Annotated in this window: 16 protein-coding genes and 1 pseudogene; 9 read left to right on the forward strand and 8 right to left on the reverse strand. The window is 40.2% G+C overall.

Going from position 1 to position 20,142, the window contains the following annotated elements; all coding sequences use genetic code 11:
- Window positions 1-262: 262 nt before the first annotated feature.
- Together FTU58_RS12960 and baeS are read right to left on the reverse strand one after the other, a co-directional pair.
- A complete protein-coding gene (locus tag FTU58_RS12960) occupies window positions 263-949 on the reverse strand; it encodes a response regulator (protein ID WP_131260771.1) in 687 nt (228 codons plus the stop codon).
- A gap of 20 nt (window positions 950-969) precedes the next feature.
- Window positions 970-2,622, reverse strand: coding sequence for a sensor histidine kinase efflux regulator BaeS (gene baeS, locus FTU58_RS12965; protein WP_180062540.1), 1,653 nt, complete (start codon window positions 2,620-2,622; stop codon window positions 970-972).
- Between the two features lie 138 nt (window positions 2,623-2,760).
- Here baeS and FTU58_RS12970 point away from each other — a divergent pair, with 138 nt between their 5' ends.
- The 4 genes from FTU58_RS12970 to FTU58_RS12985 all read left to right on the forward strand — a co-directional run bounded on the left by FTU58_RS12970 (window position 2,761) and on the right by FTU58_RS12985 (window position 8,140).
- Window positions 2,761-3,378 carry a hypothetical protein gene (locus tag FTU58_RS12970; protein WP_179990481.1) on the forward strand — a complete coding sequence of 206 codons (618 nt, stop codon included), beginning with the start codon at window positions 2,761-2,763 and terminating at the stop codon, window positions 3,376-3,378.
- A 310-nt stretch (window positions 3,379-3,688) separates the two neighbouring features.
- Window positions 3,689-5,491 carry an acyl-CoA dehydrogenase C-terminal domain-containing protein gene (locus FTU58_RS12975; RefSeq protein ID WP_180062541.1) on the forward strand — a complete coding sequence of 601 codons (1,803 nt, stop codon included), beginning with the start codon at window positions 3,689-3,691 and terminating at the stop codon, window positions 5,489-5,491.
- A gap of 219 nt (window positions 5,492-5,710) precedes the next feature.
- Window positions 5,711-7,492 (forward strand): acyl-CoA dehydrogenase C-terminal domain-containing protein, encoded by a 1,782-nt coding sequence (locus FTU58_RS12980; RefSeq protein WP_180062536.1) that lies wholly within the window; start codon window positions 5,711-5,713, stop codon window positions 7,490-7,492.
- Between the two features lie 138 nt (window positions 7,493-7,630).
- Window positions 7,631-8,140: a phosphate-starvation-inducible protein PsiE gene (locus FTU58_RS12985; RefSeq protein ID WP_004975036.1), complete on the forward strand. Its 510-nt coding sequence runs from the start codon at window positions 7,631-7,633 to the stop codon at window positions 8,138-8,140.
- A 78-nt stretch (window positions 8,141-8,218) separates the two neighbouring features.
- Here FTU58_RS12985 and FTU58_RS12990 read toward each other — a convergent pair whose 3' ends face one another.
- The gene (locus FTU58_RS12990) at window positions 8,219-8,689 is read right to left on the reverse strand and encodes an RcnB family protein (RefSeq protein WP_004975035.1); all 471 of its coding nucleotides are present in this window, start codon (window positions 8,687-8,689) and stop codon (window positions 8,219-8,221) included.
- Window positions 8,690-8,872: 183 nt separating this feature from the next.
- On the opposite strand from FTU58_RS12990, the gene FTU58_RS12995 reads away from it, so the two are divergent.
- The gene (locus FTU58_RS12995) at window positions 8,873-9,325 is read left to right on the forward strand and encodes a hypothetical protein (protein WP_004975032.1); all 453 of its coding nucleotides are present in this window, start codon (window positions 8,873-8,875) and stop codon (window positions 9,323-9,325) included.
- 68 nt (window positions 9,326-9,393) lie between these two features.
- Here FTU58_RS12995 and FTU58_RS13000 read toward each other — a convergent pair whose 3' ends face one another.
- Window positions 9,394-10,857, reverse strand: coding sequence for a phospholipase D family protein (locus FTU58_RS13000; RefSeq protein WP_180062537.1), 1,464 nt, complete (start codon window positions 10,855-10,857; stop codon window positions 9,394-9,396).
- A gap of 105 nt (window positions 10,858-10,962) precedes the next feature.
- Window positions 10,963-13,104, reverse strand: a complete 2,142-nt coding sequence (gene znuD, locus FTU58_RS13005; protein WP_180062538.1) for a zinc piracy TonB-dependent receptor ZnuD — start codon at window positions 13,102-13,104, stop codon at window positions 10,963-10,965.
- 148 nt (window positions 13,105-13,252) lie between these two features.
- Between znuD and FTU58_RS13010 the strand changes: the two genes are divergently transcribed.
- The 4 genes from FTU58_RS13010 (at window position 13,253) to FTU58_RS13025 (ending at window position 17,505) form a co-directional block, all read left to right on the forward strand.
- Window positions 13,253-14,008 (forward strand): DUF4184 family protein, encoded by a 756-nt coding sequence (locus tag FTU58_RS13010; RefSeq protein ID WP_180062539.1) that lies wholly within the window; start codon window positions 13,253-13,255, stop codon window positions 14,006-14,008.
- Between the two features lie 203 nt (window positions 14,009-14,211).
- A complete protein-coding gene (aspS, locus tag FTU58_RS13015) occupies window positions 14,212-15,996 on the forward strand; it encodes an aspartate--tRNA ligase (RefSeq protein WP_004975017.1) in 1,785 nt (594 codons plus the stop codon).
- A 297-nt stretch (window positions 15,997-16,293) separates the two neighbouring features.
- Window positions 16,294-17,163 (forward strand): lysophospholipid acyltransferase family protein, encoded by an 870-nt coding sequence (locus FTU58_RS13020; protein ID WP_154321239.1) that lies wholly within the window; start codon window positions 16,294-16,296, stop codon window positions 17,161-17,163.
- 123 nt (window positions 17,164-17,286) lie between these two features.
- Entirely contained in the window at window positions 17,287-17,505 is a 219-nt protein-coding gene (locus FTU58_RS13025) for a hypothetical protein (RefSeq protein ID WP_154320354.1), read from the forward strand.
- 47 nt (window positions 17,506-17,552) lie between these two features.
- On the opposite strand, the gene FTU58_RS13030 is transcribed toward FTU58_RS13025, so the two are convergent.
- From FTU58_RS13030 to FTU58_RS13040, 3 genes and pseudogenes are all read right to left on the reverse strand, one after another.
- On the reverse strand, window positions 17,553-18,656 hold the full coding sequence (locus FTU58_RS13030; protein WP_171501093.1) for a polysaccharide pyruvyl transferase family protein: 1,104 nt from the start codon (window positions 18,654-18,656) through the stop codon (window positions 17,553-17,555).
- 87 nt (window positions 18,657-18,743) lie between these two features.
- Window positions 18,744-19,907, reverse strand: coding sequence for a hypothetical protein (locus FTU58_RS13035; protein WP_154320352.1), 1,164 nt, complete (start codon window positions 19,905-19,907; stop codon window positions 18,744-18,746).
- Window positions 19,908-20,025: 118 nt separating this feature from the next.
- Window positions 20,026-20,142: pseudogene (locus FTU58_RS13040) on the reverse strand (transposase); the annotation flags it as partial.

Here is a 20,142-nt window from a genome sequence, read left to right on the forward strand (position 1 = left end):
TGTCTTTTATACGTAATTTAAGGGTTTTCATGTACTTATATTAACAATCAAAACTCAAGGAAAATAGTCCTTAGTTAAATCAAACGACACTTCATGTCGTGTCGCTTATATCTCTGACCTGAAGGACAGAGTTTTACGCTCCATTTGATAAGGTATTTGATAAAAATTTTTTAAAGCTATTTGCTCTGCACTTTTTCAACATAATATCTAACTTAGAAAACAAAAGCGAACCTTCCAAGATTCGCTTATTGAATTTTTAAACTTATTCTTCTGGATACTCAAAACGATAGCCCACGCCATACACTGCTTGAATCCATTCATGACGATTTCCCGTTTCGGCAGCGTCAGAAATTTTACGGCGCAAGTTTTTAATGTGGCTATCAATTACACGATCTGCCACTTCAAAACTGTCAGGGTTAATATGATCTAGCAACTGCGCACGTGAATACACCTGCCCGACATGCTCTAAAAACAATTCCAATAAACGGAATTCGGTTGGGGTCAAATTCAAGGTTTTTTGCTGATACCAAATACGCTGCTGTGCTTTATCCATACGGAATAAATCATTACTTTCTGGCTCATTTTTACGTTCCAGACGGCGCAATACTGCCTGCACACGAGCCACCAACTCTTTCGGGCTAAAAGGCTTACATACATAATCATCTGCGCCCATGTTCAAACCTAGCACCCGATCAATTTCCTCAGTACGTGCCGTGACCATAATAATAGGCACATCAGACTGTTCACGCACTTTGCGGCAAATGGTCAAACCATCCATACGCGGAATCATCAAGTCTAAAATCATCAAGCTCGGTTTACGCTGCAAAAAGCTGTCATAAGCTTCTTGCCCATCATGAAACATACTGACTTCAAATCCAGCAGCTTCTAAATAATCTCGCACCAATTGGGCAAGTTCAATTTCATCTTCAACCAGCAAGATATGTTTCATGCACGATTCCTTAAAGTCCTTCAAGATTTGATTTTTGGAAAACTTAATTTGCAGCGTAAACCACCCAACGGTGAATGTGCAAAACTTAACTCTCCGCCCAATGCTTTGGCAATTTTGACCGATAAAGCCAGACCTAAACCTGTCCCACCTGTGGCGCGTGTACGTGAATCATCGGCACGATAAAAACGCTCACCCAAACGTGCCAATTGTTCATCACTTAAACCAAACGGACTGTCATCTACATACACTGTCCATTCTGTTGCACTTTGACTGGTGTGAATATGCACCTGCCCACCCGCTTCGGTATAACGAATACTATTACTGAGCAAGTTGAGCATAATTTGTTTAAAACGGTCTATATCCAATTGTAATTGCGTGCCTTCACCCGACACGATCAAGTCCAACTGCGCCTGTTCAAATTTCGGCTTAAAGCTTTCGATTTCCTGCTCAATCACTTGCCATGGATCAATGCTCGAGAAATAGCATTTCAGCTGCATGGCTTCGGCTTGCGCCAAGTCCGATAAATCCTGTGTGAGTTTTTTCAGATTATTGACCTGATGCATCATCGCAGCCAAATGCTCTGGTGTGGCTTTGCGGATACCATCTTGCATGGCTTCAATTTGTGCCTGCAACACCGCCAATGGCGTTTTTAACTCATGCGAAGTATCAGCCACCCACTGACGACGTGAAGTTTCATGTTGATCTAAAATCACCGCCAAATGATTCAACTCGGTAGATAAATCACCCAATTCATCATTACGATTGACCGTGACCTGATGCTGATAATGCCCTTTGGTCAATTCGCGCGTCCCATTCAACAAACGCTGAATCGGCTTTTTAAAATAGGTCGCCAACAATAAGGCAGCAATCAAGCTCGCCAAAATACTTAAAGCATAAACCAATAATAAATAACGAGTTTGTTTACTAAAAAAGTTAATACTTAAAGCATCTTCCTGCTCTAACACAGGTTTTAAGCCCAAATAGCCCACGACTTTTTCATTGACCATAATTGGACGATAGGAAATTTGAGTTTCAGCAGGCTCTCCCACTACAAATTGCCGCTGGGCATCATATAAAGATAAGCGTGAACTCAAGCCTAAACGGTCAGGCATCGAAATAAATTGTTTTTTTCCAGATGATTCTGTCGTGTTTTGGTGTCCTTCATTTTTACGATCAGGACGGAAAGCATTCTGATTGGCACTCAAAGGAAATACTAAACCTTCAAATGGCTGAAATTGTGAAGGTAAATTCAGCTCTAACCAGCGAAGTTCTTCCGCATTGGCTTGTCGTTTGCCTGGCTCAGGCTCGACTACACTTGAGTTTACATTGGCGAGGGTGTGTTCCTGAAAATAACGCTGCTGCAAAGCAATGTCATACTGACGACGTAACCACCACCGCGATAAACGGTCATAATCATCGGGCGCAGCTTCACCTTCAATTTGGAGAATTTGCGCCTGAATGGCATTGCCCCAATCGTAATATACCGCATAGACTTCTGCCAAGTTTTGAGTGAGCAAGTCCAGCTTTTGCATTTCGACATCGGCCACATATTTGCTGAAGTTTCGCTGCATATTGACATGCAATACCCCCAAGCTGACCGTGGTAATCAGAAAGGTCGTCAGCAGCACTGTTAAGAACAGGCGTAATGCGATGGGTATACGGCGAATTTTCAAAAGCGCAATCTCAGCTTTTTTGTCGATTTTGAGCATTGTAACCAACAGTGCTAGAAAAAACTCTCCATTGTTTCTACATCTTTATTATTTAATCTTTAATCATCCAAAATCACATGCTCTTGTATGGGGGAATTTAGAATGAATAAGATGACAAAAATTGCTTTAGCCACTGCCAGCGTTTTATCTGTAGGTGCGTTGACTGCCTGTCAATCCACCCAAGCACCAAAAGATATGAAGCAGTCGCAATATATGCATGGTCATTATCAGAAAGACCGTCACATGACGCCTGAACAACGCAAACAATTTGAAAAAATGCGTACTGAACGTAAACAAGTCATGCAAGACATAAAAAAAGCCTGCGATGGCAAAGCGGTGGGTTCAGCAGTCCAAGTCAAAGCAGGTGAGCAAACACTAGAAGGCACATGTGCGATTACATTTAAACCGAACCGTGATGAAATGAAACGTGGTGAACATCACCCAATGCGTGCCGATAAAGCCGATCGTGGTCAATTCCGTGGCATGCATATGCATCGTGGCGAACCACTAACCGATGCGAAACGTGCTGAGTTAACCCAGCAATACGATCAACGTTTAGCTGAACGTCAAGCGCGTCAACAAGCTGCGACCAAAGCCTGCCAAGGTCAAACCGATGGTAAAGCCGTGCAGCTAAAAGTCGGCATACAAACAATAGATGGCAAATGTATCGTTCACTTCCAGCCTAAAGCACCTGTTTCAGCACTGGATAAGGCTGCTTAAGCCACTCTAAAAAGCATAAATAGATAAAAAAGGCGCAAATTGCGCCTTTTTTATTGGACATATCTCTTTACGCTTTTTGACTATTTGTATCATTTCAAATTCAGCAAAACTGTTTACACTCAAACAACTTAGCCATTTCAACATAAAAATCTTTGACTTTGCAGTCACCAAGAAATGCTATGCAGATGCTTGTACCGAATTAGAAGATGTTGCACGATTACAACCATTCCAACATAGCATGTCTGAGAAGGCATGTGCTGAAATCCATTTAAAATATAACGCTGGTCAAACCAGTATTGAGGAAACCGATATGCCACAATACAAAGCGCCTTTACGTGATATGCAATTCGTTTTGCATGAATTATTAAATGCCGAAGATCACTATGCAAAATTACCTGCATTCCAAGAAAACGTAAGCCGTGAATTGGTTGACCAATATTTGGAAGCTGCAGCAGATTTCTGTGAAAATGAACTTTCTCCAATCAACCAAAACGGTGACCGTGAAGGTTGTACTTGGAATGATGGCGTGGTGACTACACCAACGGGCTTTAAAGAAGCGTATCAAAAATATATCGAACTCGGTTTCCCATCACTTTCAGCTGAAGAACAATACGGTGGTCAAGCATTACCTGTTTCTTTAGGTAACGTTATTTCTGAAATGGTTGGTACTGCAAACTGGGCTTGGGGCATGTACCCTGGTTTATCGCACGGCGCAGTACGTACTTTAGAACACCATGGTTCTCAAGAACAAAAAGATGCTTATTTACCAAAACTAGTTTCTGGTGAATGGACAGGCACCATGTGCTTAACCGAATCTCACGCAGGTTCTGACTTGGGTATTATCCGTACCAAAGCTGAACCACAAGCAGACGGCAGCTATGCAATCTCTGGCGAGAAAATCTTTATCTCTGCTGGTGAACATGACATGGCAGAGAACATTATCCACATTGTACTTGCTCGTCTTCCTGGTGCACCTAAAGGTACTAAGGGTATCTCTTTATTCATCGTGCCAAAATTCAACCTCAATGCTGACGGTTCTGTAGGCGAGCGCAACGGCGTACGCTGTGGTTCAATCGAACACAAAATGGGGATTCATGGTAACGCGACTTGCGTGATCAACTTTGATAACGCGAAAGGCTTCCTAATTGGCCCTGAAAACCGTGGTCTAAACTGCATGTTCACGTTCATGAACACTGCACGTATCGGTACAGCGGTACAAGGTCTTGCAGCATCTGAAGGTTCTTTCCAAGGTGCGTTGACTTATGCCAAAGACCGTTTAGCAATGCGCTCACTTTCTGGTCCGAAAGCTCCTGAAAAAGAAGCAGATCCAATTATTGTGCATCCTGCTGTACGCAATATGCTATTGACTCAAAAAGCGTTTGCTGAAGGTGGTCGCGCACTAGTGTATCTGTTGTCTCTACACGCAGATATCGTTGAACAAGGTGCAACTGAAGAAGAACGTAAGTTCTCTGACAACATCTTGTCTTTATTGACGCCTATTGCAAAAGCATTCTTAACTGAAACAGGTTCTGAATCTGCAAAACATGGTGTGCAAGTCTTCGGCGGTCATGGCTTCATTTCTGAGCATGGCATGGAACAAATTGTGCGTGATACACGTATTTCATGCTTGTACGAAGGTACAACTGAAATTCAAGCAATCGATTTGTTAGGTCGTAAAGTTTTGGGTACACAAGGTGCAATGTTGAAAGACTTCACCAAAATCATCCATAAATTTGCAGAAGCCAACAAAGACAACGCAGCAATGCAAGAATTTGTTGAACCGCTCGCAGCGCTCAATAAAGAATGGGGCGATTTGACCATGCAAATTGGTATGCGTGCAATGCAAAACCCTGAGGAAGTAGGTGCTGCAGCAGTAGACTACATGTACTTCTCTGGTTATGTAACACTAGCTTACCTATGGGCACGTATGGCATTGGTCGCTCAAGAAGCACTTGCAGCAGGCACAACCGATGTAGACTTCTACAATGCTAAAGTGACGACTGCACGTTTCTACTTCAAGAAAATCTTGCCACGTGTTCGCTCACACGTAGACGTGATTGCAACAGGTGTAGAGCCACTATTTGCATTAGATGCTGAACACTTTGCTTTCTAAGCGAAAATTGAAACTCGCTAAATATTGAACATATTTAGCGGGATATTCAAAATGTTGTACTCTTGAGTACAGAAATTGAGAAAGGACGGTCATAGCATTGACAGTCCTTTTTCTTTATAAATAAAGCATTCTTTCGCTTTAGTGGTCTACAACATTCACAATTGTAGATTACACTGAACTCAACGAATCAAGATTCAAACAATAAACAGGTGAACTCACATGCCAATTTATACTGCCCCACTTGCCGATATGAAATTCATCTTAAATGATGTATTCAATGCAGAACAATTCTGGCAAAACAATGAAAACCTCGCTCACCTTGATGCTGCAACGGCTGAAGCAATTTTGGAAGAAATGGCAAAATTTGCCCAAAACGTGACGCTGCCGATTAACCGTAGCGGTGATGAAGAAGGCGCGACCTATAACAATGGCGAGGTCACTACACCTGCAGGTTTTAAAGAAGCATTTAAACAATATGCCGAAGGCGGCTGGATTGGTTTAGGTGCAGATGAAGAATGGGGCGGTCAAGGCATGCCAAAAATGCTGACGGTATTGTCAGATGAAATGCTCTTTGCCACTAACCCATCATTCATGTTGTATCCACTGCTGTCTGTCGGTGCAGGTATGGCATTAAGCAGTTATGCATCACAAGAACAGAAAGAAACCTATTTACCTAAAATTTACTCAGGTGAGTGGTCAGGTACCATGTGTTTGACTGAACCACATGCAGGAACAGACCTCGGGATTATTAAAACCAAAGCAGAACCAAATGCAGACGGTACGTACAACATCACAGGGACTAAAATCTTTATTACAGGTGGTGATCACGACCTCGCAGAAAACATCATTCACTTAGTTTTAGCGAAAACACCAGACGCTCCTGCAGGTTCACGCGGTATTTCTTTATTCATCGTGCCAAAATTCTTGGTGAATGAAGATGGTTCGTTGGGTGAGCGCAACCCAGTAGGTCCAGGCTCAATCGAACACAAAATGGGCATTAAAGCCTCTGCAACTTGTGTGATGAACTTTGATGGCGCCAAAGGTTACTTGGTCGGCAAAGAAAACGAAGGCTTGGCTGCCATGTTCGTAATGATGAACTACGAACGTCTGTCTATGGGAATTCAAGGTTTAGGTGCATCAGAATTTGCCTATCAAAATGCTGCACAATATGCGACTGACCGTATCCAAGGTCGTAGTGCATCGGGTGTAAAATCACCAAACAAAGCAGCGGATAGCATTTTGGTACATGGCGATGTACGTCGTATGCTGCTCAATGCACGTGCCAATAACGAAGCTTCACGTGCATTTGCGGTATATGTGGGTCAACAATTGGATATCACTAAATTCTCTACCGATGCAGAAGCTGTGAAAAAAGCCAATGACCGTGTTGCATTGTTAACTCCAATTGCCAAAGCCTACTTAACCGATACTGCTTTCAATGCGACACTTGATGCGCAAATGTGCTTCGGTGGTCATGGTTATATCCGTGAATGGGGTATGGAGCAATGTGTTCGTGATTTACGTATCGCCCAAATTTATGAAGGCACCAACGGCGTACAATCGCAAGACTTGATTGGTCGTAAAACCATTAAATGTAATGGCGAATTTATTGCAGAATACATTGCAGAAATCCGTGACTTTACCAATGGTTTAGATGCAGACCTCAACTTCATTAAAGATGCAACTTTAGATGCAGCGACTGAAGTTGAATCTGTTACACAATACGTTTTAAATGCAGCCAAAGAAAATGTAGATTTCCCGAACGCAGCAGCGGTTGATTATTTACATGCGGTAGGTTTGCTCAGCTTCTCATATATGTTTGCGCGCATTGCCAATGCAGCCAAACAAAAAGAGGGTGAGTTCTATCAAAACAAATTGTCATTGGCACTGTACTTTGTACAACGTATTTTGCCAGAACTGACTTTACGCATTACCAAAGTGAAAGCGGGTGCAGAAGTGGTGATGAACTTCAGCGAAGATTACTTCACTAACCAGTCTTAATTAATACATTATCGCAAAAACGCCTGAATCATCAGGCGTTTTTTTGTACTAAATTTTATATCCCTATTCTAATTTGTGCATGAAATTTGCATCACCTTTGTTGAAGTCTGAATATCCATACTCAAACAGGAGGTGAAAATGGCAGTACGTCGTTCAAAAATAGATAAAAATATTCAAGCAGTTGAAAGCCTATTAGACAAATATGGCAATTGGGCTGTAGAAAGTTTTCATTATCTTGCGCTCTTTATCATTGGCTGTATGGTCATTTGGTCTGCTGGACATACGGTAATTGATATTTTCACCATCAAACAATATGCCACTATTGATGACATCTTATTGCTTTTTATCTATTTAGAACTAGGTGCAATGGTGGGTATTTATTTTAAAACCAATCACATGCCTGTGCGTTTTTTAATTTATATTGCCATTACCGCACTAACCCGTTTGCTAATTTCAGATATTCAACACGACCATAAAGCTGATCTCGACTTAGTGATTATTACTGGTTCAATTTTAATTTTAGCCGCTGCAATTTTAGTGGTGCGTTTTGCATCTTGGCATTACCCTTCCGTTATTCGAGACAAGCACAGTGAAAAGCCTTTAGCACAAGGCAAAACCCCTCGCCCAGAAGATGATGAATTGGCGTAAAAATCTAAAATAGGTCAAAAAAATGCTTCTAGATACTCAATATCTAGAAGCATTGATGTCTATGATTTCACTTTTTTCTCAACGATTTGCCACCAACACATAACGCCCATGTTCAAAAATCCAGTACATACCTCGTGGCGGAGCGGGTAAACCCAAGTGCTGCCAGTCGGTCACCACACGATAGGTCGAACTTTCAATATGTGCGCTACTTGGCTCACCATTTACCCAACTGTAACTTTGGTGGTTATATTGCACAGTACTTGGCGCATTGTATTGAATATTGATGCCACTACGAATCGTGGGCTGCCCCCACTGCGGCACAGGTCGTTGATGGTATGGATAATGTGGTGGATAGGAATAGGGTTGCTGTGAATGATAAGGTCGATGCTGCGGATAAGCAGGACGATGTTGTGGCGAATAAGGACGATGCTGATCACGCTGTGTATTGACGCCTGTATATCCTGCCCAACGATTGGTTTCGGCCAAGCTCTGCATCGACACACCTAAAAATAGCATGCCACTCAATGCAGTTAAAATCGCCACTTTCATATCTAGCACTCCTATTTTTTTTCATATTTTTATTCTAAGCTCAAATTAAGGATAAACAATGAATAAAAAATCAGCAATTTTAAACTTTCGTCTCCGCAGATTTCACCGACACGGCTCGCCATTTATGAAATATCTCCAACCCCTATGCTAAGATACATTTTTTTTGAAATTGGATGAAACCTCGTGCCTGAATTAAATTTTGACCGCCTTCATCAGTTTTTCTGCAAAGTTCCGAGTGTACAGCAAGCCCGTGTAGACGCTTATGGTTCAGACGGTCAGCATGCATGGTGGTTCAAATTTCAAATTGATGTAGAACATCCGTTAGCATGGCAAACTGTGCAGGAATTGGGACATGTGCTGAATTATATTTCCAGAGATGAGCGCTTGCCGACTCAATTCTTACCTGTTTCACCGCCACCGTATATGAATGGTGAAGCCAAAGATTTTTTATCGTGGGTAATTCAATGCAACCATCCAGAATTTAGCCCAGATGTGGTTTGTGATTGGTTAGAAGCGCGTTTACCGAATCCTGTGGATGATGAAGCACAATGGAAAATCAAAACCGATATTGCCGAGTTAGATCAAATGAGTGATAAAGATTTGGATGAAATGGTGCCGCCAAATCCTGTAAAGTAATATTCGGCTCAAAAAAATCCCTCTTTCAATAAGAGGGATTTTTGAGTTCAAGGCATACAATTAAAAAATCAAAAGGTCGATAAACCACTCCATTCCATAAAGCGATACAGCGCATATTTCCACTTCGACTCATCGGCATAAACCGCATAATCCACACTCATATTTTTACCCTCAAGGTTTGACCATGCGGTATTAAAATAGTGTTGAGCATCCTGAAATACAGGGTCTTGCACCTGTCCGACCACACGCAAGTTGCTTTCTAAATTATAGTTTTTTAAATTACGTGCGGTGAAATTAGCAGAACCTAAAGTCAATTCTGCCTGTGTGGCATTAGATTTGATCATCATTTTATTATGACATTGCTCGCCTTGCGTGTTACACCAACGCACGCTCACCCCTGCCGCATTTAGTTCGGATGCTACTTGTCGGTTTGGAATACCATTTTTTTCACGACCAAAGGCATCTTTATTCGGATCTAACAACACCCGTACCTGTACACCACGTTGCTGTGCAGCAATTAAAGCCTGAATCACTTTACGTTCTGACAAATAAAACATTGCCAAATCAAGATGCTCTTGCGCCTTAGCATTTTCAATCATTGCTAAACTTGCATCCCAAATGGCCTGTTCCGTTAAAACCTGCACTTGAGGGTAAGAATGATCTGCCTCAAACTCACCCACAATCACCCCAGACACATTGCCTTGCGACATACGTGCCACAGCTTGTTCTGTCTGCAAAATATCCACCGCTGTATTGCCAGTGACCACTAAGGCAATATTGGAATGACGCGAACTACCATCATGCGGATTCAATGAGGTCACCAACGCTTTCCAACCTTCGGTGGTATCGACCACCATGGTTTTACGATGATTAGCTTTAAAATTGAACAAGCTGAAATAACTGCGCAAGGTAATTTTATCTTTACCGAAAGGACTGGGTAGCCAACCTTTTTCTGCATTATTTGGAATACCCTGACAGCAGAGATACCAAAAGCCTGACCACAATGGATTCGATGCCCGTAAAGGCGTTAAATCGGTTTCAATAACATCAATGCCTGCTTGACGTAATTGACGATAATGCTCAGGTGCAATACCGCCATATACTGAGTTAATTGGGTCTGTAATGACCTTAATTTCAATATTTGGCTGCATCTGACGTTTATGAATTAAAGCTTCGGTCAATTGCTGTGTCAGTGGCTGATGCTGTTGTTTAGACGTCCCCACCTCTGCATTAAACAAAAACATATCCACCACAATGGTGGTTTGCGCAGCATCAATTAAGCCTAAAATCTCCTTAAAAATTTGGTGCTGTTGCTGCTGAACACCTTGCGCATCAATATAGGTCTGATCGGCAATAAATTTGACAGGTGCATGGCGTAATTTTCCAGTGTAATTCAGCCCTTCGGGCAATGGTTTTAAGCTGTGGTAGGTCGCAGACGCCAAATAACCTAAAACCAGAAAACTTATAATAAGTCCCACATACGCCCGAGGCGACCAATTCAATTTTTGATGAATTCGCTGAAAGATACGCATAACAAAAAACCTAGTCCGATGCGCTCAGACTAGGTTTAATTGTTTGGATTTTCAAGAGGATTTCTGTGTTTTCACGCAGACATCCCATAAAGCTTAAATTGTATTTTAGAAACCAAATTCAACGCCCACAGTAAAGTTACGACCTACTTGTGGAATATGCGACAAGAAAGATGCATGTGAATAGACTTCATCATCTAACAAGTTGTTGGCTTTAAAATACACACGGTAATCTTGTTTATTGGCATAGTTTCCTGCATAAGCGACACCAACATTGACCATGTTATAGCCTTCTGTTTCTTGTTCATACGCTGCAATTTTGTCTTGCTTAAATACACGATAGTATTCCGCCATACCCGACCAACCATCGGCAAAGTTAGCATCTACTTTAGTTCCCAAACGGCCTGCAGGTACACGTGGTGCATTTTGGTTATCTATTTCGCCACGAACATAATCACCAAACACACTGAGTTTATAATCTGGACTAATCTGATACCCTAGCTTAGCTTCTGTACCATAAAACTTGGCTTTGTCTTGTTGATAATCAATTAAACGGAAAGTTTCTATATGGTCGGTGGTTGCACCATAAATATAGTTATCAAACCAGTTATGATAGACATGCAACGAATAATCCAGTTTGTCAGCTTCATAGTGCAAACCAAGTTCTAAATTATTCGACTTTTCCACATCTAAATTTGCATTGCCACGCTCATAGGTGTTGGTTGCAAAGTGGATGCCATTTGCATAAAGCTCTTGTGCCAATGGTAAACGCTGCTGGTGTGAGCCTGTAAGGGATAGTTTATAGTTCGGTGCAAACTGCCAGGTGGCTGCTGCAGAAGCAGATACGCCTGTATCTGAATAATCTTTTAGCTCCGCATCGACATCAATTTTTTGATGTTCAACCCGTGCACCAAGTTCAACATGCACATCGCCAAATTGTTTATGTTCTAAACCGAACAAACTATATTTTTGAGTTTTGGTATCAGGCATAGGCACGGTTTCATGAGAATGATTGCCGTGTTGTTCAACTTGTCCAGTTAAATCAATTTTTTGCTGACTATACTGTGTACCAAACACACCTTCCCAACCTGCAAGGGGTTTGTGCACCAATTCTAAACGTGCATCATAGCCTTTGCTTTTAAAGTTACTGATGACTTTATTTTCTTCCAGTTCATCATGTTCATAATCTGTAAAGCTGGCATGCGCACGCAGTTTCTCAAAGCCAGCAAAGGGCTGATCAAGCTCAGTACGCAAATCATAACGGTGTGATTCCAAATCAATCCACGGGCCACCATGTGCATGTTCGTGTTCGTCATGTGGATCTGGTTGTGGTGCAGGGTCGTGGCTTCCGCAATGCAATTTATTCCCATGTGGATGGCAATCATGATATTCATGACTATGCCCTGGCAATCCATATTTGTCTTGACGGTTACTGTATGACACACCTACAAAACCACGATCATGAATCCATGATCCACCAATATTCACCGTTTGGCCTTCGGCAAAGGTATTGTCTACACGGCGTTCTTTTACCAACTCTTCATGTTCATGTGTATGGGTTGAGCCATCTGGTTCAACATGTACTTCTGTATGATGATGCTCTACCCAATAATTTGGAGTGATGTAATCATTGGCTTTACGTTTTGAACCTTCAATACGCAGCGCAAATTGATCACTCAATGCGGCAGTTACACCCGCGCTCGCTAGCTTTTCATCGCTACCCGTGTTGTAACGTAAACCTACCTGCCCTTCTAAATCATTATTTGGCATTTGAGTTGGGATTTTTTGATCGGTCACATTGACTAAACCACCAACCGTTCCCGCACCATAAAGTAATGTTGATGAGCCACGAATAATTTCAACTTGCTTGGCTAAAATTGGATCGACAGTGATGGCATGGTCAGGTGACAGTGTAGAAACATCGGCAGTTTCTGAAGCATGTTGCAGCACTTTAACTCGTGGGCCATCTTGTCCACGAATTACTGGACGGCTAGAGCCTGAGCCATATTGATTGGAATATACACCTAGCTCATCTGCCATCGCATCACCAATGGTGGTACTGCGCTCTGCCAACGTTTTCTGATCAATCACATGATCTGCCACTGCAAAGTCTGCAGCAGTTTGCACCAAAGGATGTGCTTGTAACTGAATGGTTTCCAATTGTGTACTACTGCTTTCAGTATTGGCGAATGCTGCAGGTGCCAGCACTGAAAAAATGGAAAGTGTTATTAAATTTTTATGGAACGACATGACCCATGCTCAAATTAGCAAAAATAATTAATGTTATAATATAACATTTCATTAACATTGCAATAAAAAACATTGTTATTCTGTATTCTCAATTAAGCTATTCACCACAATTTATTTTGATTTTTTATATTCTTTACTTTGAATTGGTATGCCCTTTACGCTCTCACATGCGGTACTTGCCCCACCACTCGCCAAGCTTTCAGGACAACGTCTGCCCATCGCTGCACTCGCTATAGGTACGATGTTGCCAGATTTACACCGTCTGTTTACTTTGCGTCATGATCCCACTCCACATTTATGGTCAGCATTGCTGTATCCAAATTTATTATTGGGTCTTGTCTTTTGTGCGCTGTGGTATTTACTCTATCGCCCTGCATTGTATCGCTTTGTGGGCGTGCATCACCCGTTAAATCTAAACACGATAAAATCTGTACTTGGGTTTGTATGTGGCTTGATTCTGGCCTTACTGATTGGCAATGCCACCCATTTAATTTGGGATGGTTTAACCCATCACGACTTTCGCAGCTTTGCCTTTCAGGATTTTTTAGTACAGTCGGTGCAATGGGGCGCTCAGACTTACCCGATGCATCGAATTTTGCAAATTGGTAGTTCTATTTTAGCCCTACCTTTTTTATTGTGGATGAGCCTGCATTATTATAAGAAGCATCGGCAAATCAAACCTGTAAGCATCAAAGTTTTGGGCTATGCAGTTGGTCTTATTACACTATCTTTCGCTTTGGGCTGTTTCTCGCTTTGGGATTATGCACGGCATATTCCCGATGCACTTTGGCAGGAGGAACTGTATTACTTTACAGGGCGTGCCATCAATGAGTTTAGCCAAGGGGCATTACTCATGTTCAGTTTAGGTTGTCTGTTATTTTTGTTTTTGGATCGGCAAGGGTAGATAAAATAAAGTCGAAGCTCATCACTTTATCCTGAATCTGGCTGCATTATCCTATTTCAGACACATTCCTTGTAAAAACCCACTGTTTTTGCAGCAGGTTCTTGTAGCCACATGCCCAAAGAGGCATAATCCTACCTTTGCTAAAGGCGGTGCGCTGTTTACGTATTCGCTTCCTTAACCCATATAGTTGGATTTTTAACGCTATGATGCGAACTCATTATTGCGGTTCTTTAACCGAAGCTCAAATTGATCAAACTGTTACCCTATGTGGCTGGGTGCACCGTCGTCGTGACCACGGTGGTGTGATCTTCCTAGATATGCGTGACCGTGATGGTCTTGTGCAAGTCGTGATTGACCCAGACACTCCAGAAGCATTTGCAACTGCAGACAAAGCACGTTCAGAATTTGTATTAAAAATTACAGGTCGTGTACGTCGTCGCTATGCAGGCACAGAAAATGCCAATATGGTCAGTGGACAAATTGAAGTTTTAGGCAAGGAAATTGAAGTTCTTGCAGCATCTGAAACGCCTCCGTTCCCATTGAACGACGAAAATACCAACATTTCAGAAGAAATTCGTTTGAAATACCGTTTCTTGGACATCCGTCGCCCAGAAATGTTAGATCGCTTACGTTTCCGTTCTAAAGTGACCAACCTGATTCGCAACTATTTAGACGATCATGGTTTCTTGGATGTTGAAACCCCAATTTTGACACGTGCTACCCCAGAAGGCGCACGTGACTATTTAGTGCCAAGCCGTGTATCTAACGGTAGCTTCTATGCACTGCCACAATCGCCACAATTGTTTAAACAATTGTTGATGGTAGGTGGTATTGACCGTTATTACCAAATCGCAAAATGTTTCCGTGATGAAGACTTGCGTGCAGACCGTCAGCCTGAATTCACTCAAATCGACATTGAAACATCGTTCATGAGTGACGATGACATTATGGATTTGATGGAAGGCATGACCGTGAAGATGTTCGATGAACTTTTGGGCGTGAAATTCGACAAATTCCAACGTATGCCATATTCAGAAGCAATGCGTGATTATGCTTCTGACAAACCAGACTTACGTATTCCACTGAAACTGGTAGACGTTGCTGACTTGATGCAAGACGTTGAGTTCAAAGTATTTGCTGGTCCAGCGAAAGATCCGAAAGGTCGTATTGTTGCACTTCGTGTGCCTGGTGCGGGCTCATTGCCACGTAGTGCGATTGATGAATACACCAAATTTGTAGGCATCTATGGTGCAAAAGGTTTGGCGTATATTAAAGTCAATGAACTTGAAAAAGGCATCGAAGGTTTACAATCTCCTATCGTGAAATTTATTGAGCCAATCGTGCTTGATTTATTAAAACGTGTAGGCGCTGAAAATGGCGACATCGTATTCTTTGGTGCAGATAAAGCCAAAGTGGTCAATGATGCGATGGGCGCACTTCGTGTCAAAATCGGTCACGATTTGAACCTTGCAACCTGCGAATGGGCACCGCTTTGGGTGGTTGATTTCCCAATGTTTGAAGAAACTGATGATGGTAAATGGACCTCTGTGCATCACCCATTCACTTTACCAAAATCAAGCGTTGAAGATGTGAAAAGCAACCCTGGTGAAGCTTTATCTGTCGCGTATGACATGGTATTGAACGGTACTGAAATTGGTGGTGGTTCACTGCGTATTTATACTTTAGAAATGCAAAAAGCGATTTTTGAAGCTTTAGGTATTGAAGAAGAAGAAGCCGAAGAGAAATTCAGCTTCTTACTGAATGCATTGAAATACGGTGCGCCTCCGCACGGTGGTTTGGCATTTGGTTTAGACCGTTTGGTGATGTTGATGACAGGTGCTTCGTCTATTCGTGATGTGATTGCCTTCCCGAAAACCAAGACAGCTGAATGTCCATTGACTCAAGCACCTGCACCAGTTGAAGCGACTCAATTGCGTGATTTGGGTATTCGTTTACGTGAAAAACCAAAAGCAGAATCTCAAGAATAAGTTTTGAGCGTTTCAGAAAAACCCTGCAAATTTGCAGGGTTTTTTATTAACTTCAATTTGGATAAATTCCAAGTTGAACAATAAAAATAATAATTACTTTACTTTGTTAATAGCAAAACGATTACACTGCACTATGCTAAACTGCCTAATTATGAATAACATTGAATAATTCAATTTCATACCTCATTTTATTTTGTTTTAAGGCTTCTGATCATTTTTCTTGTGGAACAAGCACGTTCGCGTTCACTGCAAAATTTATGCTTCATTTGTACCTTATATTTTGAGATCGGCTGTCTGATGTACTTAATTTTAAAAATAATATCTGTCTTTCCATTACGCCTGCTGCAAGCAATTGCAATGATGGCTGCTGGTCTTATTTATTATTTTAATTTATCTATCAAACGCATCACTGCAATTAATATTAAACTGGCTTATCCAAAGCTTTCATCTGCCGAACAAGAACAGCTCATAAAAAAGAGTGTACAAAGTCAATGTCTCAGTTATCTAGAGTTTATTAAATGCTGGGGAATGCCACCAAATTACAGTTTGAATCTGCTAAAAAATGTTTATGGTGAAATGGTTTTAACTGACGCTCTTGCAAATAAAAAAGGAGTTATCGTGGTAGTTCCTCATTTTGGTTGCTGGGAGTTACTCAATGCATGGCTCAGTGTATATACAGCCCCCATGATTATGTATAAGCCTAATAAAAACAGAGGGATAAACCGATATTTGCTAGAAGCCCGAGAAAAATTTAATGCCATTTTAGTACCCACCAATGAAACTGGTATTCGTTCTATTTTTAAACATTTGAAACACGGCGGTTTAACAGTCATTTTACCAGATCATTTACCCAAGCCATCTGGTGGTATATATTCTGCTTTTTTTGGGAAAAAGACTTTATCCATCACACTAGTTTCCAAGCTTGCAGCAAAAACACAGTGCAATATTATTGGTTTAAGCTGTATTCGAAGTCCAAATTTAAGATATTTCAATATTCACTGTCAAAAATTGCCAGATGCTATTCTGTCTCAAGATTTACAACACTCTGTAGACTGTCTAAACCTTTCAATGCAAAATATGATTGATCAAGCACCTGAGCAATATATTTGGTCATACAAGCGCTTTAGAAATTGCTTGAGCAATGTCAATATGTACCGTAAAGAGTAGATTTTTTTAAATACGTTTGCTCTTTTTGCACGTATAAAACCAAGATTTAGGTTATTCAATTGAGATCAATTTTCAACAATGGCATAATAGCGCTTCGTTTTGAATTTTTAGTTGAGCGTTACTATGGCTATGCGTCCTGCAGTTCGTAATCGTGGCATTATGCTAATTGTATTTGCTGTCGCTCAATGGTTATTCATGCGTTATATTCTGGCCAATAACCTATTTGCCTTAGACACCAATGACCGCATTTTGTACTTTAGCTTAAGTTCTATTGGCGGTGCATTTGTGATTTTTGTGGGGCTGATTTATATGGTGTTGGCGGGGAATGCGGAGAAAGATTGAATAAATTGATAAGCCTAGTCTACTTTTCATAGACTAAGCTTATCCCATTATCCAAAAATTTTAAAATTTTGAATCACAATATCTTTAAATTGTTCCTTACTGAAACTCAAAGCTTGTTCAAGCTTGCTATTAAAGTAGTCAGCATCGCAATCCCATTTTAAAGGCTCGATTGAGTAATCTTGTAATTGTGCAACACCCAAATTTTTAAAAGTATTTCCATCCAATGGAAGATAGGGTGTTTTGTAAATAAAAGCAAAAATGTTTGGATGTTGTCTCCCGCCAATTAAGATCTCTGACCCAGAAATTAATGCTATCGCTTCATTAAAATGCGCTTCAGCAGAAGTAACTATTTGGATATTTTTAGCTAACTGCTCATCTGAATCTATAATTTGACGGATTAAATATTGATCAGTCTTGGCATTTGATAAAAATACTATAGGTAAGTGTTGAGACTTGACAAGAAGATCAATAATTTTCTGCATTTGATGAAAGCTTTTTGCATCTCTGTTCAGAGATGAAGAACCCGTCATAGTAATAAATTTTTGGTTTACTAGCCCAAATTTATCTAAAGTAGAAGTAATCTCGTTTTCTGAAAGTTTTGGTAATCCATAAACTGCATCAGGAATTAAGTTTACCTGATTTAACCCAATACTTTTTAAATAATGATAAGAAATTGGCTCTCTTACAGATATAAAATCACATAAGCCATAAACTTGAGCGACCGCTTTGTCTAATTTATGCTGATTATTTAAATCAACGGTTTGATTAATTGAAGCAACTTTTTTATTTTTATATTTAGCTAAATATAATAAACCTAAGAAACGAATCAGATGGCCAGACTTGTAATGAACAGCCCCTTCCCCATTAAAACAAACATGAGTAAAACCATCGAAAAAGTTTTCTTGAATATTCATTTTTTTTAAAAAAAATAGAATATTTTTATGATCATTGTGAGTCAGCGCTTGAAGTAACTTTTTCTCATAATATGCTCTTAACAATTTTAGCTTTTTGAAAGGCAAATCGGGTAAATCTATAGGAACAAATTCTGCCTCTGGATATTCACGCGCAATTAAGTGCTGAATTCCGGTGGAGGTTGCTTGTCCACCCCAATTGGTCGACTTAAGTGTGTTAATAAAATATGCGATTCTCAAAGTCATCATCCTATACGAGGCTTATCTTTTTTATAGATTACCCATTGATTTAATTAAATCATCTAACTCAAACACGACAAGCGTTTTTTAAGATTTAATCAAGGCCTTAAGTAAAGATAATTTAGAATAGTTTTTCAGTTTATCCTGTTCACGATTTAACATAATTTGGTCAAGCTTGACCCTTAACCCCTGATAACCCGGCAGAATTTCGGTTTTATTTTCTATTTCTAAATAAGATAAAATATCAAAAGCATACATTTGATTTGTAAGATCTCTTAGATCAATACGTTCAAACCAACTTTCCTCTAAAGTTGTGTCTAAGAAAATATCAGGAATCTCTCCAGAAATAGACAGCAACATTGCCTTTGTCCACAAACATTTAATACAAATTCCACAATTATGCGGCCGGGCTTTTGCATCACCACATGCTGAAAGGCTTGATAAATTAAAATTGTGCTTAACTAAATATGCTGTTTTTTCAAATCTAGTAACATCATCATCAACTGTGATAAGACTTCCGGTTGTATTATGCATTAGCTTATTAGATGCACTATTCGAACCATATGGATGACTTACAAATTGTTGATCCAATCTCTCATCTGATGCAATCAGGTAATGCTGATAACCTTCAAAAAGCGATAAAGAAGCAAATAAAGAAAAGATATGTGTAACGTGGGTACCTTTAGGATTACATTTTTGCTGATTATAAACAGTATAAATATTAGTTTTTACAAATCTGCTTTGACCAAAGATGGAACTCCTTAAGATTTGTGTTTTATCTAACAATTGCTCAAATTTTGAATTATCATTAACTTTATAATCCATGCCATGGACAGTCAAACTATCAACTCCATCGACTTGTTGTTGATAAAGCTTAAAGGTACTGTATGTTGAATCAATTCCCCCACTAAAACACATCAATGATTTTTGATTACTTTCAGCCATTGATTCCACAATATGGTGGGCTGTAATTTTAATTTTTTTATAAAAATGAGGCACCCAAAAATTCCAAATACGTGCTACCTTTAAAACTGAATCATATGCTCTTCTTGAAATAGGCTCATCGATTTCAATATGATCACCATGCTTCATTGCTAAAGGCAAAATAGCCCAAAGTGCGTAATCATGATAATTAATAACAGGCAAAGCCTCATAGGGAAAGAAAAATTCTATTGAATCGTACTTATTAGATGTGATTGATATCTTGTGTTCAGCATCATGAATATTTGGTTTAATAAGAAGATGATTCACTTTGAGTCCAATAGAATAAATACTGTAAATATTATAACCTTTGCCCCCTAAAATCGAAAACACTAATCTTGAATGAAACTATGACTAATAAAAGAAAGTTATCTATTGTAAGCTGTCATTAAAAAGTAAACATGTATTCTTTTCCGAATTGGTTTGATACTCTCTCCACCCATTGCTCTATTTTATCAGCTGTCATGACTTGAAAATCTCGCCAATAATATTTCATCTGCTTCCA

The organism is Acinetobacter sp. YH12120 (assembly GCF_013418795.1).
GTDB classification, from domain to species: Bacteria; Pseudomonadota; Gammaproteobacteria; order Pseudomonadales; family Moraxellaceae; genus Acinetobacter; species Acinetobacter towneri.

Bases quoted from the DNA above. Each gene is read 5' to 3' on its own strand.
- FTU58_RS12960 (WP_131260771.1), bottom strand. From the start codon at position 949: ATGAAACATATCTTGCTGGTTGAAGATGAAATTGAACTTGCCCAATTG.
- FTU58_RS12970 (WP_179990481.1), top strand. From the start codon at position 2,761: ATGAATAAGATGACAAAAATTGCTTTAGCCACTGCCAGCGTTTTATCT.
- FTU58_RS12975 (WP_180062541.1), top strand. From the start codon at position 3,689: ATGCCACAATACAAAGCGCCTTTACGTGATATGCAATTCGTTTTGCAT.
- FTU58_RS12980 (WP_180062536.1), top strand. From the start codon at position 5,711: ATGCCAATTTATACTGCCCCACTTGCCGATATGAAATTCATCTTAAAT.
- FTU58_RS12985 (WP_004975036.1), top strand. From the start codon at position 7,631: ATGGCAGTACGTCGTTCAAAAATAGATAAAAATATTCAAGCAGTTGAA.
- FTU58_RS12990 (WP_004975035.1), bottom strand. From the start codon at position 8,689: ATGAAAGTGGCGATTTTAACTGCATTGAGTGGCATGCTATTTTTAGGT.
- FTU58_RS13000 (WP_180062537.1), bottom strand. From the start codon at position 10,857: ATGCGTATCTTTCAGCGAATTCATCAAAAATTGAATTGGTCGCCTCGG.
- znuD (WP_180062538.1), bottom strand. From the start codon at position 13,104: ATGTCGTTCCATAAAAATTTAATAACACTTTCCATTTTTTCAGTGCTG.
- FTU58_RS13010 (WP_180062539.1), top strand. From the start codon at position 13,253: ATGCCCTTTACGCTCTCACATGCGGTACTTGCCCCACCACTCGCCAAG.
- aspS (WP_004975017.1), top strand. From the start codon at position 14,212: ATGATGCGAACTCATTATTGCGGTTCTTTAACCGAAGCTCAAATTGAT.
- FTU58_RS13020 (WP_154321239.1), top strand. From the start codon at position 16,294: ATGTACTTAATTTTAAAAATAATATCTGTCTTTCCATTACGCCTGCTG.
- FTU58_RS13025 (WP_154320354.1), top strand. From the start codon at position 17,287: ATGGCTATGCGTCCTGCAGTTCGTAATCGTGGCATTATGCTAATTGTA.